This window comes from Bradyrhizobium sp. LB8.2 (genome assembly GCF_040548035.1).
GTDB lineage: Bacteria > Pseudomonadota > Alphaproteobacteria > Rhizobiales > Xanthobacteraceae > Bradyrhizobium.
In genome coordinates this window covers 81,493-101,198 of sequence record NZ_JBEPQV010000009.1, presented here as the reverse complement: position 1 = coordinate 101,198, position 19,706 = coordinate 81,493, and the positions used below count along the sequence as shown (strand labels likewise).

18 protein-coding genes and 1 tRNA gene are annotated in these 19,706 nt (G+C 65.5%); 11 read left to right on the top strand and 8 right to left on the bottom strand.

Translation table 11 applies throughout. The features are described 5' to 3' along the window. Positions 1 to 323: 323 nt before the first annotated feature. Positions 324 to 2,270, bottom strand: coding sequence for an acetate--CoA ligase (gene acs, locus ABIB06_RS13860; protein WP_354048446.1), 1,947 nt, complete (start codon positions 2,268 to 2,270; stop codon positions 324 to 326). A gap of 403 nt (positions 2,271 to 2,673) precedes the next feature. On the opposite strand from acs, the gene ABIB06_RS13855 reads away from it, so the two are divergent. After that, on the top strand, positions 2,674 to 3,843 hold the full coding sequence (locus ABIB06_RS13855; protein ID WP_354048444.1) for a DNA topoisomerase IB: 1,170 nt from the start codon (positions 2,674 to 2,676) through the stop codon (positions 3,841 to 3,843). A 13-nt stretch (positions 3,844 to 3,856) separates the two neighbouring features. Here the strand turns inward: ABIB06_RS13855 and ABIB06_RS13850 are convergent, their stop codons facing one another. After that, entirely contained in the window at positions 3,857 to 4,312 is a 456-nt protein-coding gene (locus tag ABIB06_RS13850) for an SRPBCC family protein (protein ID WP_354048442.1), read from the bottom strand. A gap of 101 nt (positions 4,313 to 4,413) precedes the next feature. Here ABIB06_RS13850 and ABIB06_RS13845 point away from each other — a divergent pair, with 101 nt between their 5' ends. After that, complete coding sequence (locus ABIB06_RS13845; RefSeq protein WP_354048535.1) at positions 4,414 to 5,508, top strand: adenylate/guanylate cyclase domain-containing protein; 1,095 nt, start codon at positions 4,414 to 4,416, stop codon at positions 5,506 to 5,508. A gap of 55 nt (positions 5,509 to 5,563) precedes the next feature. Here ABIB06_RS13845 and ABIB06_RS13840 read toward each other — a convergent pair whose 3' ends face one another. The 3 genes from ABIB06_RS13840 to tsaD form a co-directional block, all read right to left on the bottom strand. Further along, positions 5,564 to 5,977 (bottom strand): EVE domain-containing protein, encoded by a 414-nt coding sequence (locus ABIB06_RS13840; RefSeq protein ID WP_247352467.1) that lies wholly within the window; start codon positions 5,975 to 5,977, stop codon positions 5,564 to 5,566. A 109-nt stretch (positions 5,978 to 6,086) separates the two neighbouring features. After that, entirely contained in the window at positions 6,087 to 7,067 is a 981-nt protein-coding gene (locus tag ABIB06_RS13835) for an NAD(P)H-dependent glycerol-3-phosphate dehydrogenase (RefSeq protein WP_247444167.1), read from the bottom strand. Between the two features lie 3 nt (positions 7,068 to 7,070). Further along, a complete protein-coding gene (gene tsaD / locus ABIB06_RS13830) occupies positions 7,071 to 8,144 on the bottom strand; it encodes a tRNA (adenosine(37)-N6)-threonylcarbamoyltransferase complex transferase subunit TsaD (protein WP_247444166.1) in 1,074 nt (357 codons plus the stop codon). Between the two features lie 158 nt (positions 8,145 to 8,302). On the opposite strand from tsaD, the gene ABIB06_RS13825 reads away from it, so the two are divergent. The 4 genes from ABIB06_RS13825 to ABIB06_RS13810 all read left to right on the top strand — a co-directional run bounded on the left by ABIB06_RS13825 (position 8,303) and on the right by ABIB06_RS13810 (position 12,349). Further along, entirely contained in the window at positions 8,303 to 9,049 is a 747-nt protein-coding gene (locus tag ABIB06_RS13825; RefSeq protein ID WP_247444165.1) for a uroporphyrinogen-III synthase, read from the top strand. Positions 9,050 to 9,114: 65 nt separating this feature from the next. Then, a complete protein-coding gene (locus ABIB06_RS13820; RefSeq protein ID WP_354068845.1) occupies positions 9,115 to 10,389 on the top strand; it encodes a COG4223 family protein in 1,275 nt (424 codons plus the stop codon). Between the two features lie 36 nt (positions 10,390 to 10,425). Continuing rightward, positions 10,426 to 12,174 (top strand): heme biosynthesis HemY N-terminal domain-containing protein, encoded by a 1,749-nt coding sequence (locus tag ABIB06_RS13815; protein ID WP_354048436.1) that lies wholly within the window; start codon positions 10,426 to 10,428, stop codon positions 12,172 to 12,174. Positions 12,175 to 12,273: 99 nt separating this feature from the next. Next, positions 12,274 to 12,349, top strand: a tRNA-Thr gene (locus ABIB06_RS13810). Between the two features lie 43 nt (positions 12,350 to 12,392). On the opposite strand, the gene ABIB06_RS13805 is transcribed toward ABIB06_RS13810, so the two are convergent. Continuing rightward, on the bottom strand, positions 12,393 to 12,548 hold the full coding sequence (locus ABIB06_RS13805) for a hypothetical protein (RefSeq protein ID WP_247352456.1): 156 nt from the start codon (positions 12,546 to 12,548) through the stop codon (positions 12,393 to 12,395). A 75-nt stretch (positions 12,549 to 12,623) separates the two neighbouring features. Between ABIB06_RS13805 and ABIB06_RS13800 the strand changes: the two genes are divergently transcribed. Then, the gene (locus ABIB06_RS13800) at positions 12,624 to 12,992 is read left to right on the top strand and encodes a hypothetical protein (RefSeq protein ID WP_247352454.1); all 369 of its coding nucleotides are present in this window, start codon (positions 12,624 to 12,626) and stop codon (positions 12,990 to 12,992) included. Between the two features lie 77 nt (positions 12,993 to 13,069). Here ABIB06_RS13800 and ABIB06_RS13795 read toward each other — a convergent pair whose 3' ends face one another. Continuing rightward, the gene (locus ABIB06_RS13795) at positions 13,070 to 14,113 is read right to left on the bottom strand and encodes a polysaccharide deacetylase family protein (protein WP_247352452.1); all 1,044 of its coding nucleotides are present in this window, start codon (positions 14,111 to 14,113) and stop codon (positions 13,070 to 13,072) included. Positions 14,114 to 14,365: 252 nt separating this feature from the next. Here ABIB06_RS13795 and ABIB06_RS13790 point away from each other — a divergent pair, with 252 nt between their 5' ends. Together ABIB06_RS13790 and ABIB06_RS13785 are read left to right on the top strand one after the other, a co-directional pair. After that, positions 14,366 to 14,674 (top strand): hypothetical protein, encoded by a 309-nt coding sequence (locus ABIB06_RS13790; protein ID WP_247352451.1) that lies wholly within the window; start codon positions 14,366 to 14,368, stop codon positions 14,672 to 14,674. Positions 14,675 to 14,858: 184 nt separating this feature from the next. Beyond that, positions 14,859 to 15,074: a hypothetical protein gene (locus ABIB06_RS13785; protein ID WP_247352449.1), complete on the top strand. Its 216-nt coding sequence runs from the start codon at positions 14,859 to 14,861 to the stop codon at positions 15,072 to 15,074. A gap of 25 nt (positions 15,075 to 15,099) precedes the next feature. Here the strand turns inward: ABIB06_RS13785 and ABIB06_RS13780 are convergent, their stop codons facing one another. Further along, on the bottom strand, positions 15,100 to 16,788 hold the full coding sequence (locus ABIB06_RS13780) for an MFS transporter (protein ID WP_354068847.1): 1,689 nt from the start codon (positions 16,786 to 16,788) through the stop codon (positions 15,100 to 15,102). Between the two features lie 137 nt (positions 16,789 to 16,925). On the opposite strand from ABIB06_RS13780, the gene ABIB06_RS13775 reads away from it, so the two are divergent. Both ABIB06_RS13775 and ABIB06_RS13770 read left to right on the top strand, forming a co-directional pair. Further along, positions 16,926 to 18,293: a hydrolase gene (locus ABIB06_RS13775; protein WP_354068849.1), complete on the top strand. Its 1,368-nt coding sequence runs from the start codon at positions 16,926 to 16,928 to the stop codon at positions 18,291 to 18,293. 34 nt (positions 18,294 to 18,327) lie between these two features. Beyond that, entirely contained in the window at positions 18,328 to 19,698 is a 1,371-nt protein-coding gene (locus ABIB06_RS13770; RefSeq protein WP_354048427.1) for a cytochrome P450, read from the top strand. The last annotated feature ends 8 nt before the right edge of the window (positions 19,699 to 19,706 follow it).

The window sequence follows — 19,706 nt, the reverse complement described above, 5'->3', positions numbered from 1 at the left end:
AGCAGGGGGAACAAAGGAAATGTTCGAAACAAAGTAAATGACCTGGAAACAACACTCAGCGGGAAAGATGCGGGCGCGCGGGCACGCGCCCTGACGAATGCGTGAGCGTGTGAACGGCTGTTGTTTGGGGGGCGTGGGGAGCGCGGTGGAATGCCGTTGGTTTTGTTTCCCGGACGCGGCGCGGCACGCAAGTGACGCGACGCAGAGCCGGGACCCAGATTTGTGCAAGGATAGATGGACCCCGGCTCTGCAGCGCACCGCTGACTGGACGATGCTTCGCATCGCCAGGGCTGCGCTGTGTCCGGGGCACGAGAGACCCTGGCTCAGACCGACTTCTTGTTCTGCCGGTTCTTGACGAGATCGTCGACCACCGCGGGATCGGCCAAGGTCGAGGTGTCGCCGAGGCTGCCGGGTTCGTCCTCGGCGATCTTGCGCAGGATGCGGCGCATGATCTTGCCGGAGCGGGTCTTGGGCAGGCCGGGCGCGAACTGGATCTGGTCGGGCGAGGCGATCGGGCCGATCTCCTTGCGCACCCAGGTGACAAGCTCCTTGCGCAAATCCTCGGTCGGCTCGACACCGGCCATCAGGGTCACATAGGCGTAGATGCCCTGGCCCTTGATGTCGTGCGGGAAGCCGACGACGGCGGCCTCCGACACCTTCTCATGCGCGACCAGCGCGCTCTCGACTTCGGCCGTGCCCATGCGATGGCCGGAGACGTTGATGACGTCATCGACACGGCCGGTGATCCAGTAATAACCGTCAGCATCGCGTCTGCAGCCGTCGCCGGTGAAGTATTTGCCCTTGTAGGTCGAGAAATAGGTCTGCTCGAAGCGGGCGTGGTCGCCATAGACCGTGCGCATCTGACCCGGCCATGATCGCGCCAGGCACAGATTGCCTGATGTCTCGCCGTCCAGCACCTTGCCGTCGGCGTCGACGATCTCAGGCACCACGCCGAAGAACGGCTGCGTCGCCGAGCCCGGCTTCAGCTTGGTCGCGCCCGGCAGCGGTGTGATCAAAATGCCGCCGGTCTCGGTCTGCCACCAGGTGTCGACGATCGGGCAGCGGTCGTCACCGACGACGCGGTGATACCACTCCCAGGCTTCCGGATTGATTGGCTCACCGACCGAGCCCAGCAGGCGCAAGCTGGCGCGCGAGGTCTTGGTCACCGGCTCGTCGCCGAACTGCATCAGCGCGCGGATCGCGGTCGGGGCGGTGTAGAAGATGTTGACCTTGTGCTTGTCGATGACGTTCCAGAATCGCGAATTATCCGGGTAATTCGGCACGCCTTCGAACATCAGCGTGGTCGCACCGTTGGCGAGCGGTCCGTACAGAATGTAGCTGTGGCCGGTCACCCAGCCGACGTCGGCGGTGCACCAGTAGATGTCGCCGTCGTGATAGTCGAAGACGTATTGATGCGTCATCGCGGCGAACAGGAGATAGCCGGCGGAGGTGTGCAGCACGCCCTTCGGCTGGCCGGTCGAGCCCGACGTATAGAGGATGAACAGCGGATCTTCGGCGTGCATGTGCTCGACCCGGCATTCCGTCGTCACCATCGCGGCAGCCTCGTGATACCAGAGGTCGCGCGTCGGGTTCATGTCGACCTTGCCGCCGGTGCGCTTGACCACGACGACCCAGTCGACGCCGTCTGCCTTGGCGAGCGCCGCGTCCACATTGGCCTTCAGCGGCACCCTCTTGCCGCCGCGCAGGCCTTCGTCCGCGGTGATGATCACCTTGGACTGGCAGTCGTTGATGCGCTGGGCGAGGCTGTCGGGCGAGAAGCCGGCGAACACCACGGAGTGAACCGCGCCGATCCGCGCGCAGGCCAGCATCGCGTAGGCCGCTTCCGGAATCATCGGCAGGTAGATGGTGACGCGATCGCCCTTCATGACGTTGCGGGTGCGCAGGATGTTGGCCATCCGGCAGACCTCGTCGTGCAGCTCCTTGTAGGTGATGTGCTTGGACTGCGAGGGATCGTCGCCTTCCCAGATGATCGCGGTCTGGTTGGCGCGGGTGTGGAGATGCCGGTCGATGCAGTTATGGGCGACGTTGAGGACGCCGTCCTCGAACCATTTGATCGAGATGTTGCCGGGCGCGAAGGAGACGTTCTCGATCTTCGTCGGCGCGTGCATCCAGTCGACGCGCTTGGCCTGCTCGGCCCAGAAGGCGTTCGGGTCCGAGATCGAGCGGGCGTACATGTCCTTGTACTTGGCCTGGTCGATCCAGGCGCGCTTCGCCCATTCCGCGGGGACGTCGTAGATCTTCTCGGACATGTTTCGCTCCCTCCACATACGGCAAGCCGAGCACGGGCCACTGGCGAGCCGGCTTGATCGTTGAACTGATTATGCGTCGGGCTAACCGGACCCGACAAGGTGCACAAGCTGGACCTTCGGCGAGCGCCCGGCCCTGAGAAGGATCAAGGCCACCGGGCCGGACTGTCGCAGATCTGGAACAGGCCGGGGCCGCTTTCGGGCCTTTGCCCAAAACCCTCGGAACAGGCCGCCGCAGAGCCCCATGCATTCGCCAGAGGTATTTAGAAACCGCACCTCACTGATTCGGGACTCGCAATGCTGTTCGGAACACCCTAAGTGGCTAACCCGGGTCCAACGAAACCCTTGGAACAAAGATCAGAACAGCGGCATTGACCGATAACAAACAGGGCTAAGGCTTAAGACTATGATGGATCAGCAGAATTTCGGGACGATACGGCCCGCTTCAGCCGATCCTGCAGCCGTTGCGCTGGCCAAAGCACTCGGACAATGGCCGAAACCGGCAGGTTCCGCCCGTCTTAGCCCGAAAAAAGCGTTCGACACGGCGCCTGCTGCAACGGTCGAGGCGCTCGCCAAGGAACTGGGCCTGCGGCTCGGCGACCAGAACGAGCTGAAGATCCGGCGCATCAAGCGCGGCAAGGGCTATTCCTTCGTCCGTCCCAATGGCGCGCATATCCGCGATGCCCGCACCATCCGCCGGCTGCATTCCATGGCGGTGCCGCCGGCCTATCGCGAGGTGCGCTACTCGGCCGATCCGAGCTCGCATCTCCAGGCGGTGGGACGCGATGCCGCGGGCCGGCTGCAATATCGCTATCACGCCGATTGGGAGAAGGTCCGCGAGCAACGCAAGGCGCATCGGCTGGAGAAACTCGTCGGCGCGCTGCCAAAGATCCGGCGCAAGGTTTCGGCGTTCCTGTCGGGCGAGGAACCGACGCGCGAGTTCGCGCTCTCGGCCGTCATCGAATTGATTGCGCGCACCGCGATCCGCCCCGGCAACGAATCCTACGCCCGCCTCAACGGCACCCGCGGCGCCACCACGCTGCTGAAGTCCAACGTCACGCTGGAAGACGATTGCTTCGTGCTGACCTTCAAGGCCAAGGGCGGCAAGGCGGTGCGGAAAGAGTGTGATGCTTCCAAGCTGGTGCGTGCCATCGGCATTTTGCAGGACGTGCCCGGCAAGCGCATGTTCCAGTATCGCGATGCCTACGGCGTCGTGCGCGCGGTGAACACCACGCAGGTGAACGCGTTCCTGCGCGAGATCGCCGGCATCAAGATCTCGCTGAAGGATTTTCGTACGCTGATGGCATCCGCCGTCGTCGTGGAATCGCTGTCGCGGATTACGCCGGCGACCAGCCAGCACGGCCGCAAGAAGCAGGTGCTGGAAGCGATCCGCGCCGCCGCCGACCAGCTCTCCAATACGCCGGCGATCTGCCGCAAGAGCTATGTGCACGACACCATCGTCACCGCGTTCGAGGACGGCATCCTCGAGCGCTTCGCCGCGACCATGAAGGGCCAGCGTTCGCAGGCCAGGCGCGAGCAACTCTTGCAGCAGGTGGTGGCGACCGCGGCGGTCTGACCTTCTCCCGTCGCTACGCGTTGTTGGAAACGCCCCTGTCGGGACCGGGATCGCCGCCTGCGGCCGCGGTCGTGAGCCGTTCCAGATAATGCGTCCATCCCGTCGCGTGGGCGGCAGCCTGTTCCTCGGTCGGCAGTCCGCTATGGGTCATGCGCAGCAGCGTGCCGCCGTCGCGTTCGATCAAGTCGATCTCGATCAGGCTCGAGCCGGGCGGCACTTCCTGGCCGCTCTCCCATCCAAAAGTGTAGGCGAGACGATGCACCGGCACGACTTCGCGGAACGCGCCGCGGGCGACGCTGCCGCGCGGGCCGATGCCTTTGAGCAGATACAGCCCGCCGGGATGCGGCTCAGTGGTCGCGTCGGAGCCCATCCAGCTCAAAATCTTCTCGGGGTCGGTCAGGTAAGCGAAAACGGTGGCGCGTGGGGCTGCGATCTGGGTCTCGCGTCGCACTATGAAAGGTTCGGTCATCGGCGATCATCCCTGGGCTGACACTGGGACATGGCGGCGCTCGCGCGGCCCGTCAAGGATTGCCCGTGACAAAGACGGCCTGCCTTCGTCATGATCGGACCATGCACCTCTCGCCGACGCTCGCCTGGCTTGTCGATGCCGCCGCCGATAGCGCCGGGGCGGACCGCCTGCTCACGGAACTCGGCGCACATCTGGTCGCCGACGGCGTGCCGCTTGCGGCAGGCAGCCTGACGCTGGAGGTGCCACATCCGCTGATCGCGAAGCGGACCTGGTTGTGGCGCGCGGAGAGCGGCCGGGTGATCGAAGCGCTTGGCTTCGCACCAAGCGGCCTCGCGCCCGACACGCCCAACGACGCCGGCCGCCGCTGGCTGCGCGACATCGCGGACGGTGAGGTGCACGAAGACGCGGTTGGACCGCCCGATGGGCCTTTGCTCGGCTGGATCGGGCCGCGTCCGTTCACCGCGGACGAGATCGAGCAATTGCGCCAGGCTGCGCGCTTTGCTGCGACGCCCCTTGCGGTGCTTGCCGCGCGTGCAACGTTGCGCGCGACGTTGGATGCTTATCTCGGCAAGCGCAGTGCGGAGCGGGTACTGGCGGCACCCCTGCGGCGCGATCTCGGCGAGACCATACAGGCCGCGCTGCTCTATGCCGATCTGCGCAACTTCACGCTCCTGTCGGAAACCACGCCGCCTGCCGATGTCATCGCGGCGCTCGATGCCTGGTTCGATCGCATTGCCGGCGCGGTTCACGCCTTCGGCGGCGAGGTGCTGAAATTCATCGGCGACGGTGTGCTTGCGATCTTTCCGGTGGTCGAGGCGTCCCCGCGCCACGCCTGCGATGCGGCTCTGCGCGCCGCGAGCGCAGCCGAAGCCGGGATGACGTATCTCAACGCGGAACGCCGCGCCCAAGGTCTGCCGCCGCTCGCGTTCGGCGCGGCGCTGCATCTCGGCGGGATGCTGTGGGGCAATATCGGCGCCGCCAATCGGCTCGATTTCACGGCGATCGGTCCCGCCGTCAATCTCGCCAGCCGGCTCGAAGGATTGTGCAAGCCGCTCGGCAGAACCGTGCTGGTGTCGGGCGCGCTCGCCGTCGAGACGGACATGCCTCTGATCGCGCTTGGATCGCATTCGCTACGCGGCATAGCTGCGCCATGTGAGGTGTTTGCGTTGCCGGAGACGCAAGCTCGGATATCGTAGCGCTGATGGAGCAAAGCTAATCCCGGATCGGACTACACACCTGCAATTGCAGCAACTACATCCCACCCATCTTGCAGACGAGCTTCCATTCCTCGGCCGTCACCGGCTGCACCGAGAGGCGCGAATACTTCACCAGGGCCATGTCGGCGAGTTTCTTCTCGGCTTTGATCGTGGCCATCGTTACCGGCGTCTTCAAGGGTTTGTCGGCCTTGATGTCGACGCAGACGAATTTTGCGGTCTTGTCGGTCGGATCGGGATAGGCTTCCTTGATGATCTCCGCGATGCCGACGATCTCCTTGCCCTCGTTGGAATGATAGAAGAACGCCTTGTCGCCCTTCTTCATGTTCACGAGGTTTATGCGCGCGGTGTAATTGCGCACGCCGGTCCAGGCTTCGCCCTTGGCGCCCTTCGCCACCTGCTGGTCCCAGGACCACACCGACGGTTCGGATTTCACCAGCCAGTAGTTCATCGCAAACTCACCTCATTGTTGTTGGACCGGGATCCCTGCGGTTCGCCGCTAGGCTAAACCAGCGCGCGCAGGCCGTTAAGTGCAACCTGCGACGCGGTAGAGGCCGCCGTCATTCCTCAGCCTTGAACGGCCTTGTCAGCAGCCCTTCGATCGCGGCGTCAATCGTCAACCGGCCATCCAGGATGGCAGCCACTGCCTGGGAGACCGGCATGTCGACGTGCCGCGCGGCCGCGAGCTCGACCAGCACGGGCGCAGTGAATGCACCTTCCGCAAGCTTGCCCGCCGGCGCCGCCTCTCCGCGACCGAGCGCTATCCCGAGCGCGAAATTGCGCGATTGCGCGGTCGAACAGCTCAGGAGCAGGTCGCCGAGACCGGAGAGGCCGGAGAGCGTTTCCGTGCGCGCGCCACAGGCGCGGCCGAGCCGCGCCAACTCGCTGAAGCCGCGCGTGGTCAGTGCGGCGAGTGCGGAGGCGCCGAGCTTGCGGCCGACCACGATGCCGGCGGCAATCGCCAGCACGTTCTTGGCCGCGCCGCCGATCTCGACGCCGCGGACATCCGTCGTGTGATAGGGCCGGAAGGTCGCCGAGCCCAGCGCCTGCACGAGGTGGCTGGCCAGCGCTTCTTCCACCGCCGCCAGCGTTACCGCAGTCGGCAGGCCGCGCGCGACGTCGTCGGCAAAGCTTGGGCCCGACAGGATCGCCGGCTGCGCGTGAGGCGCGGCCTCCGCGATCACGTCGGTCATGAATTTGTGCGTGCCGTGCTCGATGCCCTTGGCGCAGGCGACGATCGGCACCGGCTTTGCGAGGTGCGAAGCCAGCATGTTGACCGCGCCGCGCAGATGCTGCGCCGGCGTCGCGATCAGCAGCATGTCCGCGCGCGCCGCCATGGTGAGATCGCTCGTGACGATGATCTCCGGCGCGATCCGTACGCCGGGCAGCCGCGGATTGTCGCGGCTCGATGCGATTCGTATTGCGTGCTCGGCATTGCGAGCCCAGAGCGTCACGTTTCGTCCGGCTCGCGCAGCCACAGTCGCGAGCGCCGTGCCCCAGGCGCCTGCACCGATCACCGCGACGGATCGGAACGCTGTCATTGCTTAGTATCCCGCCCGCGTTTTGCCGTACCCGGCCGGTGCCGTCGCGTTCGCATCGAGCGACCAGCGCGCGCGGGGCTGCGCTTCCATAGTGTCGGTCATGCCGAGCGCGAGACGTTCGGCGCCGGCCCAGGCGATCATCGCGCCGTTGTCGGTGCAGAGTGCGGGCGGTGGCATGATCAGTTGCGTTCCGGCTTTCCTCGCAACGTCATGCAGGGCGCCGCGGATAGCCTGGTTGGCGGCGACACCGCCGGCCGCCACCAGCGCACGCGGCGCGCCGAACTGCTCGCGGAAAAGTTTGAGACCGACGCTCAACCGGTCCGCGGTGGAGTCGAGCACGGCAGCCTGAAAACTCGCGCAGAGATCGCTGACGTCCTGCGGCGTGATCTCAGTTAGCCGGCTCGCTTCGTTGCGCACCGCCGTCTTCAATCCCGACAACGAGAAATTGGCGTCGGGGCGTCCTTGCATCGGCCGCGGAAACGCAAATCGCCCCGGATCGCCGCTTGTTGCCGCGCGTTCGACCTGCGGGCCGCCCGGATAGGGCAGGCCCAGCATCTTCGCGACCTTGTCGAAGGCCTCGCCGATCGCGTCATCCACGGTGGTGCCGAGCCGCACATACTCGCCGACGCCGGTGACCGCAACGATCTGGGTATGGCCGCCCGAGGCGAGAAACAGGCAATAGGGAAATTCGAGTGCATCGGTGAGGCGCGGCGTCAGCGCATGCGCTTCGAGGTGGTTCACCGCCACCAGCGGCGTGGCGTGGACCATCGCGATCGCCTTCGCGGTGGTGAGACCGACGATGACGCCGCCGATCAATCCGGGGCCCGCGGCGGCCGCGACACCGTTGAGCTGGGCGAAGTCGATGCCGGCCTCGTGCATGGCGCGGTCGATGATGCCGTCGAGCAGGTCGACATGGGCGCGTGCGGCGATCTCCGGCACGACGCCGCCGAAACGGGCATGCTCCTCGACCTGCGACCGCACGATATTGGACAGGATCTTGCCGCTGCCGTCAGGCGTGCGCTCGATCACGGCCGCGGCGGTCTCGTCGCAGGTGGTTTCTATGCCCAGTACCAGCATTGGCGAATTGGTATCCAATCTGCGCCCTTCTCACCCCTTGCGCTCATCCGCAAAGCAGAGTTCTGGTACGTCCGGTAGCATTCCGGGGTCGGCTTGCGCAATCGCCACGCGCAGCTCTCCTCGTGAATACGTCACCGCCACGTGCCCGGAACCAAGCGATGTCCATTCTTGTCACACGGCCGCATCCCGACAATGTGGCGACAGCGGAAAATCTGCGCGCGCGGGGTCATGTGGTGCTGCTTGCCCCGGTGCTCAAGTTCGAGCCGGTCGTCTTCCATGACGAGAGTGAGACGGGCTACAGCGCCGTCATCGTCACGTCGGCCAATGCGATCCGTGCCGTCGCACCGCAATTGCCGGACCTTGGCCTCCTGCCGCTGCCGCTGTTTGCGGTCGGCGAGCACACCGCTGCCGCGGCGCGCGATGCAGGCTTTGCCGAGGTGGTGGTCGCCGGCGGCGATGCCGCGGCTTTGCGCGACAAGGTGATGGAGAGCGCGCGCAACAAGCGGCTGAAGAAAAAGAGCACGCTGCTTTATCTCGCGGGCGCGGATCTGTCGCGCGACCTCAGCGATGATCTGGGCGCCGAAGGATTTAGCATCGTCACGCAGACGACCTATCGCATGGTCCCGGTCAAGCTGTTGCCGCGCGATGTCTGTGAGGGCTTTGCCGCCCATGGGATCGAGGCGGTGCTGCATTACTCCCGGCGCAGCGCGCGGGCTTTCCTGGAGGCCGCGCGGGGTGAAGGTGTCGAAATCTCGGCTCTGGCGATCCCGCAATGCTGCCTGTCCGAGACGGTCGCAGGCATATTGCGCGAGGCCGGTGCCTCGCAGGTTCTGGTGGCCGCGACGCCGGACGAAAATGCCTTATTTGACTCCTTGGAGCGTGCTTTGCGCACCCGTTTGGCGTAAGAGGTCGGGCCGAATCCCACGCAATCGGATTCGTTTAGGGCATGTAAGTGTGAGGAACCGTCACGATGGCCGACGACAAGCCTGAAGACGCAGGATTGGCTCCCGAGTCCAGCCGTGCCAAGCGCACCCCGCCCACCATCGACCTCGAGGCAACCGAAGTCTCCACCCAGCCGCAGGAGGTGGCGGGCCAGCCGCAGGCTGCGGCGACCGAACAGGCCGCGCAGGAGCAGGCCAAGTCTGAAGAGGTCAAGCCCGAAGAGGCCAAGTCCGAAGAGGCCAAGTCCGAAGCCGCCAAGTTCGACGAAGCTAATGCCGAGCCGCAGCCCGAACCTGCCGAGGAGCGGTCTTCCGTTGCGTCCGCGTCCGTATCGCCATCGATTTCACCTTGGATTATCGCTCCGTTCTCGGGCGCGGTCGCAGCCGCAATTGTGATCGCCGTCGGCTGGATGCTGGGCTGGCCTGCGGTGCAGGCACCGCCGGCCGCTCCGCAAGTGACGGGCGCAACGGTCGATGCGCTGAGCGGGCGCGTTGCCGCGGTCGAAGCCAAGGCGGGCAAGCCTGCCGCCGATCCGGCCATGCTGGCGCGGATCGATGCGCTGGAGAAATCCGCAACCGGCCTGCGCAGCGACATCGCCAATCTGCGCGCGCAGTCTGACAAGACCGCGGGCGCCCTGAACGACGCGAAATCGGCGCCGCCCGCTGTCGCGCCCGATCTTGCCGCTCTCAACGACCGCCTCGCGCAGCTCGAGCGTGCCACCAAGACCGAACGTGCCGAACTCGCGCAGCAGGGCGAGAAGATTGCCGATGCGAGGACGATGGACGACAAGCCGCTGCGCCATGTGGTGGCGGCGGCCCTGCTCGACGTCGCCGTTCGCCATGGCGACGCTTACGAATCGCAGCTCGCCGCGGCGCGGTCGCTTGCGGCAAAGCCCGATATGCTGAAGCCGCTCGACACCTTTGCATCGTCCGGTATTCCGACGCCGGTCGCGCTGAGCCGCGAGCTCCTCAACATCGTGCCAAAACTGTCGCCGCCGCCGGAAACCCCGGCCAGCAGCGCAGGCATCGTCGAGCGCCTTCAGGCGGGGGCGTCAAAACTCGTTCGCATCGAACGTACCGACGGGATCGGCAGCGATCGCGGCGCTATCGTCTCGAGGGTGACGGCCGCAGCGCTTCGCAACGATTTCGTGGAAGCTCGGCGCGAGGTGAAGACGCTGCCGGAGGCCGACCGCGCACCGGCGCAGGCCTGGCTCGACAAGGCCGATGCCCGCGACGCCGCGCTCGCGGCGTCCCGCAAATTCGCCGACGATGCCATGGCGGATCTCGTCAAGCCCGGTCAATAAAGATTCGCGCAATAATCCGCGCGTATAGGGATCGTCATGCTTCGCATCGTCCTCTTCCTTGTCCTGATCGCGCTGGCGGCGGCCGGCGCGGCCTGGGTCGCCGACCAGCCCGGCGATCTCGTCCTGACCGCAGGCGCGTTCCGCGCCACAACGACGTTGCCCAGGTTCGTGTTCTTGCTCGGCCTCTTTGCCGCGGCAGTCGTGCTGGTCTGGAGTCTCCTGACGATGATCTGGCGCGCGCCGGGGCATCTGCGCCGCCGTCGTCACGAGAAGCGTCACGCCCGCGGCCGTCACGCCATCACCCACGGCCTGCTCGCGATCGGCCATGGCGACACCGCGCTTGCTCGTCGCCACGCCGACACCGCGCGGCGGCTGGCCGCGAACGACCCGCTCGCACTTCTCTTGCATGCGCAATCCGCGCAGCTCGAAGGCAATCGCGACGAAGCCCAGCGCGTCTTCCGTGCCATGGCCGAGCGCGAGGACACGCGCCTGCTCGGCTTGCGCGGCCTGTTCATCGAGGCGCAGCGCGCCGACGATGCGGTCGGCGCGGTGATGATCGCCGAGGAAGCGATCAAGCTGTCGCCGTCCTCGACCTGGGCCTCGCATGCGGTGCTCGGCTTCCGCTGCGCGCGCGGTGACTGGAGCGGCGCGCTCGCGATCCTCGATTCGAATCTGTCCGCGGGCCTGATCGACAAGCAGGCCTATCGCCGCCAGCGCGGCGTGCTGCTCGCCGCACGCGCGCTGGAATTGGAGACGATGGACCGCGATGTCGCGCGCGGGAGCGTGATGGAGGCGATCAAGCTCGCGCCGACCCTGGTGCCGGCCGCAGTGCTTGCCGCAAAATTCGAGAGCGAGGCGCATCAGGTGCGCCGCGCCATGAAGCTGGTGGAAGCCGCCTGGCTCGCCAATCCGCATCCCGACCTCGCGGATGCCTATGCGCATGTGAAGCTCGGCGATTCCGCACGGCAGCGCCTGCAGCGGGTCGAGACGCTTGCCGCCAAGATTCCTGTCGATAAGGCTGGTTATGCCGAGGGCCAGCTCGCGATCGCGCGCGCCGCGATCGATGCGTCCGAGTTTGCCCGTGCGCGCGAGGTGCTGGCGCCTTACATCAACGATCCGACCCAGCGCGTGGCGCTGCTGATGGCCGAGATCGAGCGCACCGAGCACGGTGACGGCGGCCGTGCCCGCGCCTGGACCTTGCGCGCGGTGCGCGCCCGCCACGATCCGGCCTGGACCGCGGACGGCTATGTCAGCGAGCGCTGGCGTCCGGTTTCCCCGGTCACCGGCCGCCTTGACGCGTTCCAGTGGCAAACGCCGGTCGCGAGTCTTCCTTCCGGCAAGGGCGACACGATCGAATCCTCGGCCTTCGAGGAAGCCATGCTGGCGGCCCCGCCGCCGAAGCGGGTGACGGCGGCCCCGAGCGAAAGCCCGGCGGAACCGCCGGTAACGGCGCCGGATCCGTTGCCTGCCGCACAGGACAATTCGCCCCCCGAAGTCAAAGAGGCCGCCAACGAAGAGCCGGTCGTCGCGCCCGCCGAGCCGGTTAAGCCGGATCCCGAGATCGCCGAATCATCCCCGGCGGCAGCAACGCCGGTGTTCCGGACCCGCGCCGACCTCGGCAAGCCGACACCAGCGCCTATTCCCGCCGTCATCCCGATCATCCGCGCCCCGGATGATCCCGGGATCGACGACGAGGGTCCGAGCGATGAATTTACGGAACAAATCGGCACGGCCAAGGTCCAGGCCGGCGGCTGGCGCGGATTCTGGTCCCGCTGGGGCGGGTGAGCGGCATTTCGAAGCCGGCTCCACCTTGCCAATTCGGGCCATGCCCGATATCACGATCGCGCGTATCGGGACCGGCATTGCCGTGTTCCGGCGGGGTTCGCCGCAATAGCTCAGTTGGTAGAGCACGTCATTCGTAATGACGGGGTCGGGGGTTCGAATCCCTCTTGCGGCACCAGCGCCTCAGTGTCCAGTCCGGAGACATCGGTAACAGGTCGTACCTAAGACATGGGTGACAACCTCGTGCCGAACGGGTTGTCGAGGGGTTGCAGGGTTTTCTGCTCCAGGTCGAAATATCCCAAATCATAGTGCATGAAGCTGGCGAGCCAAATGCCGTCGTCGACCTCCTTGATGCCGAGTTTCTGGCCGGCCAGCATGAGTGATCGTGATCACATAACCTCGCGATCGGCTCCCATAGTGTCCAGCTCACGCCAAACACGGGGAGAATTCATATGCGCAAGATCATTCTGGTAGCCGCCGCCATGGTGCTGGCCTCCGCATCTGCCCAGGCCGGCGGCCCGCGCGGCTTGTCACTGGCCTCGACCAACGAACAGGCTTCGGCTCCGCAAACGACGGCGACAACGAGCGCGCCGACGCAGGTGAGCGAAGCAGCGCCAGCCGCCGAAGCTCCGAAATATCTCGATCGCCCGCCCGCGATTTCGCTCACGGCCCCTGCTGCGACCGCGCCGACCACGACGATGGCGACGTCAGCACCCGCGGCGATCCAACCCGCCGCGAAGGCGGACAAGCCGAAGCACAAGCGCAGCTGGACCGAAGGTCGCATCATCGGCGAGCTGCATCGCCACGGCATCTATTGGTAAGGTGTCTTTGGTCCCAAAAGCATATGGCCGGGACAAGCCCCGGCCATGACGCAAGAGTTTTGGATCGGACTGACGCGTTACTGCGAAACCGTCTGCACCACGTTTCCGATCGGACGCGCGCTCGAGGTCGGCACCTTCAGGTCCTTCAGCAGCGCCTCGTCATATTCCGGCAGCGTCTGGAAGGTCGTCTTCGCCTTGATCTGCACGATTTTGTAGCCGCCGGCCTTGAGCCGCGCGAGCAGCGTCGGCAGTGCCTCGCCGGTGTGCTTCTGAAAGTCGTGCATCAGGACGATGCCCTTGCCAAGCTTGTCGAGCTTGGTCATCACCGTCTCGACGATCTTCTCGGGGGTAGCGCCCTTCCTGAAGTCAAAAGAATCGAGATCTGTCGACCACATCGCGACGTTGCGGGTGCCGAGATAGCTCACCATTGCAGGATTATGCTGAAGCTGCGGGAAGCGGAAGAACGGCGCAGGGTTGGTGCCGAGCGCGAGCTTCACCGCGCTGAACCCCTTCTCGATCTCGTCCTTGGCCTGCTGCTCCGTCAACTTCTTGCTGTTGAGATTGAGGTGCGACCAGGTGTGTGTGCCGACCGTGTGGCCCTGGGCCAGCACCTGGCGCAGGATTTCCGGATGGTAGGTCGCGTGCTTGCCGACCGAGAAGAACAGGCCCTTGGTGCATTCATCCGCAAGCGCCTTCAGCACCGCGGGCGTGTTGACCGGCCAGGGACTGTCGTCGAAGGTCAGCACGACCTCCTTGTCGGTGAGGAAGTCGAACTGCTTGAAGGTTTCGAAGCCGAAGCCCGGACCGCCGGTGGTGTCGATCTCGACCACGCGGGACACGCCCAGTGCATTCGGATTTGCGCAGGTCGATTTCTGCTGCACCGGCATGGCCGGGGCTGGCGCCGGAGCGGGTAACGCCGGCTTGCCGGCGATCGCTGCAGTGGTCTCGACGTCATCCCTGGCGGCGAGCTTTGCCGGTGCCGGCAGTTGATCGGCGGCACGGGCTGCAATTGTCTTGGGAGCGGCCTGATCGGCGCGCGAGGAATAATAAAACCAACCGCCGGCGGCAATCACGACCGCTGCAACTACACTGGCCAGCATCAGGCCCAACGCATTACGCATCGCTACTCTTTCCAATTACGCAACCAAATCTGCGGAATTTCCCGCTCGCCGATCCATTAATGCGAAGGATCGGTTAACGTGACACCAACACGACAGCGGATCCGAAGGAATTTCAGCGGGGTGCGCCAAAGTGACCGATGTCACAGAGCGGGGGCCGCCCGTGACCGTCATCACAGTCGAAACTGTTTTGCTGGAGCATCGTCGTTCCCATCAACAACGGGCCCGGTTCCGCGGTGCCAATGGGAGCTTCAAATGACCATCTCGCTGAACACCAAGTCCTTGAGTAGCAAGATCCGCGACACCAGCCTGGCTCTGGGCTTTGCCGCCATCGTCTCGATCGCCGCAACCGGCTCGAGCTTCGCCTTCTCGTCCGAAGCGCAGCAGCAGTGCACCAGCGATGCCTTCCGCCTGTGCTCGTCGGAAATCCCCAACATCCCGAAGATCACGGCGTGCATGATGAAGCATCGTTCGGATCTGAGCGTCGGTTGCCGCGCGGTGATGGACAAGGATCTCGCCAAGGGTGGCGCGTCACGCAAGGTCGCTGACGCCCAGGACGGTTAGTAAGAGACGGTCAGTAACAGCAACGGTAACGATCGTTGCGTCGGTTAGCTCCCCTCGCGATGTGCCCCGGCGTCAAGCCGGGGCCACGCGGCGGCGCATACAGTCTGCGAATAAAGCCGTTGCGACCAGGAGATCGTCGCACTAGCTTCGCCCGCACGTTCTTCCGGGTAAGAGGCATTGCGCGATGACCAGATTTCTTTTCATTGTTTGTTTGATTGTGTGCGCATCGGGCGCGTCCGCGCAACAGCAGCCCGGACACGACGCCTGCGCACGCGACGTCACGCGCTTCTGCCGTCCGGTGATGAACAACGGCGATGGCGCCGTGCTCGCTTGCTTGAAGCAGAACCGTACCCGACTCAGCAAAGGCTGCGAGAAGGTGCTGACGGACCACGGGCAGTAGGACGCGGGGTCGGATTGCGAAAAACCTACGTGCTGCTCCCCGCCGCGGTCGCGACCACCGGTAGCACCTCTGTGCTGGCGCGATCCGGCGTGTCTTCTTTCCAGCGCACCGAGCCGAACGGGCGCTCCAGCATGCGGCGGATCCGCACCGGATCGGGGCCGATATGGAAGGCGATCGCCTCCTGATGCCGCGCGCGTTCGGACTGGGTCGAGCGGTTGCGCTGGCGCAGATAGTCGAGCCAGGTCGGACAGTGATAACGCTCGGTCCACAATTCGGGATCGGCGATGTCGCGCGCGATCGACCAGCCATAGGCGCCGTTGCGCTGCCTGGAGAGTTGCACGTCCTGCATCACGTTGTGAAAAGCGCGCGCGTTCTCCTGGCTGACCCGATATTCGATCTCGACCACCAGCGGCCCGCTGCGCGCCGTGAGCGACAGTTTGACTTCCGGATCGGCCAGCACATCGGCGTCTTCGTTGCGGGCACCGACGCGCGGCATCGTGAGCCAGATCCCGAGCACCGGCGAGATCAGCATCAGGCCGGCGGCCGTCAGCAGCGCAACCTCGACACCGGCATAGTCGGTGAGATGGCCCCAGCCCCAGGCACCGATCGCGATGCCGCCGGAAATCGAGGCCTGGAACGCCGCGAGCGAGCGGCCGGCGACCCAGCGCGGCGCCGAGAGCTGCACGCCGATATTGAACAGCGCGACGGCGGCCATCCAGACTGCGCCTGCGAGCACCAGCGCAGCCGCGGTCAGCACCGGCTCGGTGCTGACCGCGAGCGCGGCCATCGCAAACGCCATCGAGATGGTGCAGGCGCGGATCGCGGCTTCGCCGCTCATGCGCTTGCGCAATTCGTGGATGTTGAGCGCACCGACCACTGCGCCCATGCCGAAGGCGCCCAGCATGATGCCGTAGGTCTGCGCGCCGCCATGCAGCAGGTCGCGCGCGACCAGCGGCATCAGCGCCATGATGGCGCCGCCAATCAGGCCCATCACCAGCGTGCGCAGCAGCACGATCTTGATCGGCGGCGAATTAGTGATGTAGCGGAAGCCCGACACCATGGCACGGTTGAGCTTCTCCCGCGGAAGACGCGAGGGCTCGTTGTTGCGCCGCCAGAGCAGCAGCACCACCAGCAGCGGCAGATAGAGGATCGCGTTACACGCAAACGCCGCCACCGAGCCGAGCGCGGCGACGATGACACCGCCAACCGCAGGGCCGAAGCTGCGCGCGATGTTGTAGCTGATGCCGTTCAGCGCCACGGCCGAAGGTAGTGCATCGGGCGGCACCTGCTCGCTGACCGAGGACTGCCAGGCCGGACCGAACAGCGCGTTGCCGCTGCCGACCACGAAGCAGAAAGCGAGCAGCGTTTCCGGGGAGATGAGATTGAACCCGGCCAGGATCGTGAGCGCGGTCGCGCCAGTCAGCGCGATCACGAGCGCGATCAGGGTGACGATACGGCGGTCATACATGTCGGCGATGGCACCGGCCGGCATCGAGATCAGCATGATCGGCAGCATCAGCGCGGTCTGCACCAGCGCCACCTTGTCCGCCGAGGCCGCCATCTGCGTCATCGCCCAGGCGGCGCCCACGCCCTGGATCAGCAGGCCGAGATTGGAGAGCAGGCTGGCGAGCCAGATGCGCCGGAACACGGTGTAACGTAGCGGCGCGGTGATGCCGTCTGCGGCAATTCTCTGACGGTTCGTCTGCTCGGTCATATCCCCTTCCAGGAGGTCTGGCAGAAGTGGCTTCAGCGATTCCGGTATGTTCAGTGATGCCCGCGAAAGTCCTTCGCTGTCCAGTGGTTAGGCCGGTATAAGCGGTGCAAAGAGATGGTTTTGCCGGGGAGGAACACATGAAGCTGTCGCGACGGATGATCTTGCAAGGTGCGGGCAGCCTGCCTTTCGCAATTGCGAGCTTGCGGGCGGGCGCGTTGGCCCAACCCGCCCCCGCCGCGCCGGGCGAGGTGCCGCCGATCCTGTTCGTCCATGGCAATGGCGACTACGACGCGCTCTGGATGACCACGATGTGGCGGATGGAATCCAACGGCATTGCGCGTGACCGCATGCAGGCAATCAATTTCACCGATCCCAATGCACGAAGCGACGACAAGGTCGAGCAAGCGGGCCGCTCCTCGACCGAGGACCAGCGCCGCGAGCTCGCCGCCGCCATCGTTGAATTGAAGCGTCGCACCGGTGCATCCCGCGTGGCGCTGGTCGGCAGCTCGCGCGGCGGCTATGCGATCCGTAACGTGATCAAGAACGGCGGTGCCGGCGATGTCAGCCATGCCGTGCTGTGCGGCACGCCCAATCACGGCGTGTTCGCGACCGACGACCAGCTCAACAGCGAGTTCAACGGCCGCGGCGCATTCCTGCGCGGCCTGAACGATGGCAAGAGCGAGGTGACGCCGGGTGTTGCCTTTCTCACCTTGCGCAGCGACGGCATGGACAAATACGCGCAGGCCGATGGCCGCTTTATCGGCAAGCCGGGCACGCCAACTGGCGTCACCGTTGAAGGTCCAGAGTTGACGGGGGCTACCAATCTCGTGCTCGGCGCGCTTGATCATCGCGAGGTGGCGTTTCACCCCCGGGCTTTCCGCGAGATCTACAAATTCATCGCGGGACGTGAGCCCGCGCGCATCGCGATCGTGCCGGAGCAGAGCGTGAAGCTGGGCGGACTGGTGACGGGCACGCCGGGCGGCGCGCCGACCAATCGGCCGGTGGCGGGCGCAACCGTTGATGTCTTTCGCGTCGATCCTGAAACCGGTGAGCGCAAGGGCAATGCCGTGCACAGCGCGAAGACCGGCGCCGACGGCCGCTGGGGCCCGGCGCAGGTCGAGCCTTCCTGGTCGCTCGAGTTCGTCCTGACATCGCCGGATGCGCCGACAACGCACATCTACCGCTCACCCTTCCCCCGCTCGTCAGAAATGGTGCATCTGCGCGCCGCGCGCCCGCTCGGGCCCGCGGACAAGGACGCCGCGGCTGTCGTCATCCTGTCGCGTCCGCGCGGTTACTTCGGCTTGCCGCGCGACGTGGTGCTGCTCGACGGCAAGGGCCCGGCCGACGTCAAATCGGGCGTGCCCACGGATTCGACAGCAACACTGCGCCTTCCGGCCGGCGACGTCGGGCGTAGCATCGGGGCTCAATTCAACGAAGAACGAATTGTGGCACGCGCCTGGCCTGCCTCCGAGAACAGGATTGCGATTGCCGAGCTGACTTACTAGCTATTTGCCTGCGTCACCTCCGCGGGAGAGAGCCATGAATATCGCCAGCGTGCGTCGGCCCATCGTCCCTCCGACCTCGCCGCGTGCGTCCGACGATATGTCGTTCCTCGGCCGGCTTGCGGTGATCAAGCGGAACATGATCGCGACCTGGGGACAGCGGGCCTATGAGGAAGACGTCATCAAGGGCCGTTTCGTCTTCCGCAACAGTTTCATCCTGAACCAGCCGGATGCGATCCGGCACGTTCTGCTCAGCAATTACGAGAATTATTCGCGCACCCCGGCGGGCATCCGCATGCTGCGTCCCGTGCTCGGGGAAGGTCTTCTGATTGCCGAAGGCCATGCGTGGACGCATCAGCGCCGCACCCTCGCGCCGGCGTTCACGCCGCGCGCGACGGCAAACCTCGTCCCGCCCATGACGGCGGTGCTCGACGAGACTATTGTGAAGCTGGATGCACGCACGAGCGAGCCGGTCGATCTGCGCGAGATCATGCAGCGCATGACGCTGGAGATCGCCGGACGCACCATGTTCTCGTTCGGCATGGACCGGCACGGCCCGACCTTGCGCAACTTCGTCATGGAGTACGGAGCACGGCTCGGGCGGCCGTACTTGCTCGACATGGTGCTGCCGCTGTCCTGGCCGAGCCCGATGGATTTTGCCCGCGCCCGTTTCCGCAAGCGCTGGACTGAATTCGTCGCAATGCTGATCGCCGAGCGGCGTGAGATGGGCAAGAAGGACGGCGCGCCGCCGCGCGACCTGTTCGACCTCATGGACGAGGCGCGCGATCCTGAAACCGGCAAGGGCTTTTCCGACGAGCAACTTGTCGACGAAGTCGCGACCATGATCCTCGCGGGTCACGAGACCACGGCGACGGCACTGTTCTGGGCGCTCTATTTGCTCGCGCTCGATCCGGACACACAGGAGGAGGTCGCCTCCGAGACCCGTGGCGAGCACCTCGACAGCATGGCCGACATCGATCGCCAGAAGTTTACCCGCGCGGTGATCGAGGAGACCATGCGGCTTTACCCGCCGGCCTTCCTGATCGCCCGAGCTGCGCGCGAGAACGACAACGCGGCCGGCGTCGAGATCGGCAAGGGCGACATCATCATGATCGCGCCGTGGCTGCTGCACCGGCACGAGAAGCTGTGGGATCAGCCGAATGCGTTCATTCCCAAGCGCTTCATGGCGAAAGAAGCGCCCGACCGCTTCGCCTATTTGCCGTTCGGCGCGGGGCCGCGCGTCTGCATCGGCGCTCCGTTTGCGCAAGCCGAATCCGTGCTGGCGCTGGGCCGGCTGATCGGCGCGTTCCGTGTCGAGCTTGCAGATACGGCAAATCCCGTGATCCCGCTCGGCGTCGTCACGACCCAGCCGGACCGTTCACCCCTGTTCCGCATTACGCGTCGGTGAGAGGCGCT

Coding starts and splice junctions, on each gene's coding strand:
- ABIB06_RS13800 (WP_247352454.1), top strand. CDS start 12,624: ATGCGCAAGATCATTCTGGTAGCCGCCGCCATGGTGCTGGCCTCCGCA.
- ABIB06_RS13825 (WP_247444165.1), top strand. CDS start 8,303: ATGTCCATTCTTGTCACACGGCCGCATCCCGACAATGTGGCGACAGCG.
- ABIB06_RS13770 (WP_354048427.1), top strand. CDS start 18,328: ATGAATATCGCCAGCGTGCGTCGGCCCATCGTCCCTCCGACCTCGCCG.
- ABIB06_RS13785 (WP_247352449.1), top strand. CDS start 14,859: ATGACCAGATTTCTTTTCATTGTTTGTTTGATTGTGTGCGCATCGGGC.
- ABIB06_RS13820 (WP_354068845.1), top strand. CDS start 9,115: ATGGCCGACGACAAGCCTGAAGACGCAGGATTGGCTCCCGAGTCCAGC.
- ABIB06_RS13795 (WP_247352452.1), bottom strand. CDS start 14,113: ATGCGTAATGCGTTGGGCCTGATGCTGGCCAGTGTAGTTGCAGCGGTC.
- ABIB06_RS13790 (WP_247352451.1), top strand. CDS start 14,366: ATGACCATCTCGCTGAACACCAAGTCCTTGAGTAGCAAGATCCGCGAC.
- ABIB06_RS13805 (WP_247352456.1), bottom strand. CDS start 12,548: ATGCTGGCCGGCCAGAAACTCGGCATCAAGGAGGTCGACGACGGCATT.
- ABIB06_RS13835 (WP_247444167.1), bottom strand. CDS start 7,067: ATGACAGCGTTCCGATCCGTCGCGGTGATCGGTGCAGGCGCCTGGGGC.
- tsaD (WP_247444166.1), bottom strand. CDS start 8,144: ATGCTGGTACTGGGCATAGAAACCACCTGCGACGAGACCGCCGCGGCC.
- ABIB06_RS13840 (WP_247352467.1), bottom strand. CDS start 5,977: ATGAACTACTGGCTGGTGAAATCCGAACCGTCGGTGTGGTCCTGGGAC.
- ABIB06_RS13775 (WP_354068849.1), top strand. CDS start 16,926: ATGAAGCTGTCGCGACGGATGATCTTGCAAGGTGCGGGCAGCCTGCCT.
- acs (WP_354048446.1), bottom strand. CDS start 2,270: ATGTCCGAGAAGATCTACGACGTCCCCGCGGAATGGGCGAAGCGCGCC.
- ABIB06_RS13850 (WP_354048442.1), bottom strand. CDS start 4,312: ATGACCGAACCTTTCATAGTGCGACGCGAGACCCAGATCGCAGCCCCA.
- ABIB06_RS13780 (WP_354068847.1), bottom strand. CDS start 16,788: ATGACCGAGCAGACGAACCGTCAGAGAATTGCCGCAGACGGCATCACC.
- ABIB06_RS13855 (WP_354048444.1), top strand. CDS start 2,674: ATGATGGATCAGCAGAATTTCGGGACGATACGGCCCGCTTCAGCCGAT.
- ABIB06_RS13845 (WP_354048535.1), top strand. CDS start 4,414: ATGCACCTCTCGCCGACGCTCGCCTGGCTTGTCGATGCCGCCGCCGAT.
- ABIB06_RS13815 (WP_354048436.1), top strand. CDS start 10,426: ATGCTTCGCATCGTCCTCTTCCTTGTCCTGATCGCGCTGGCGGCGGCC.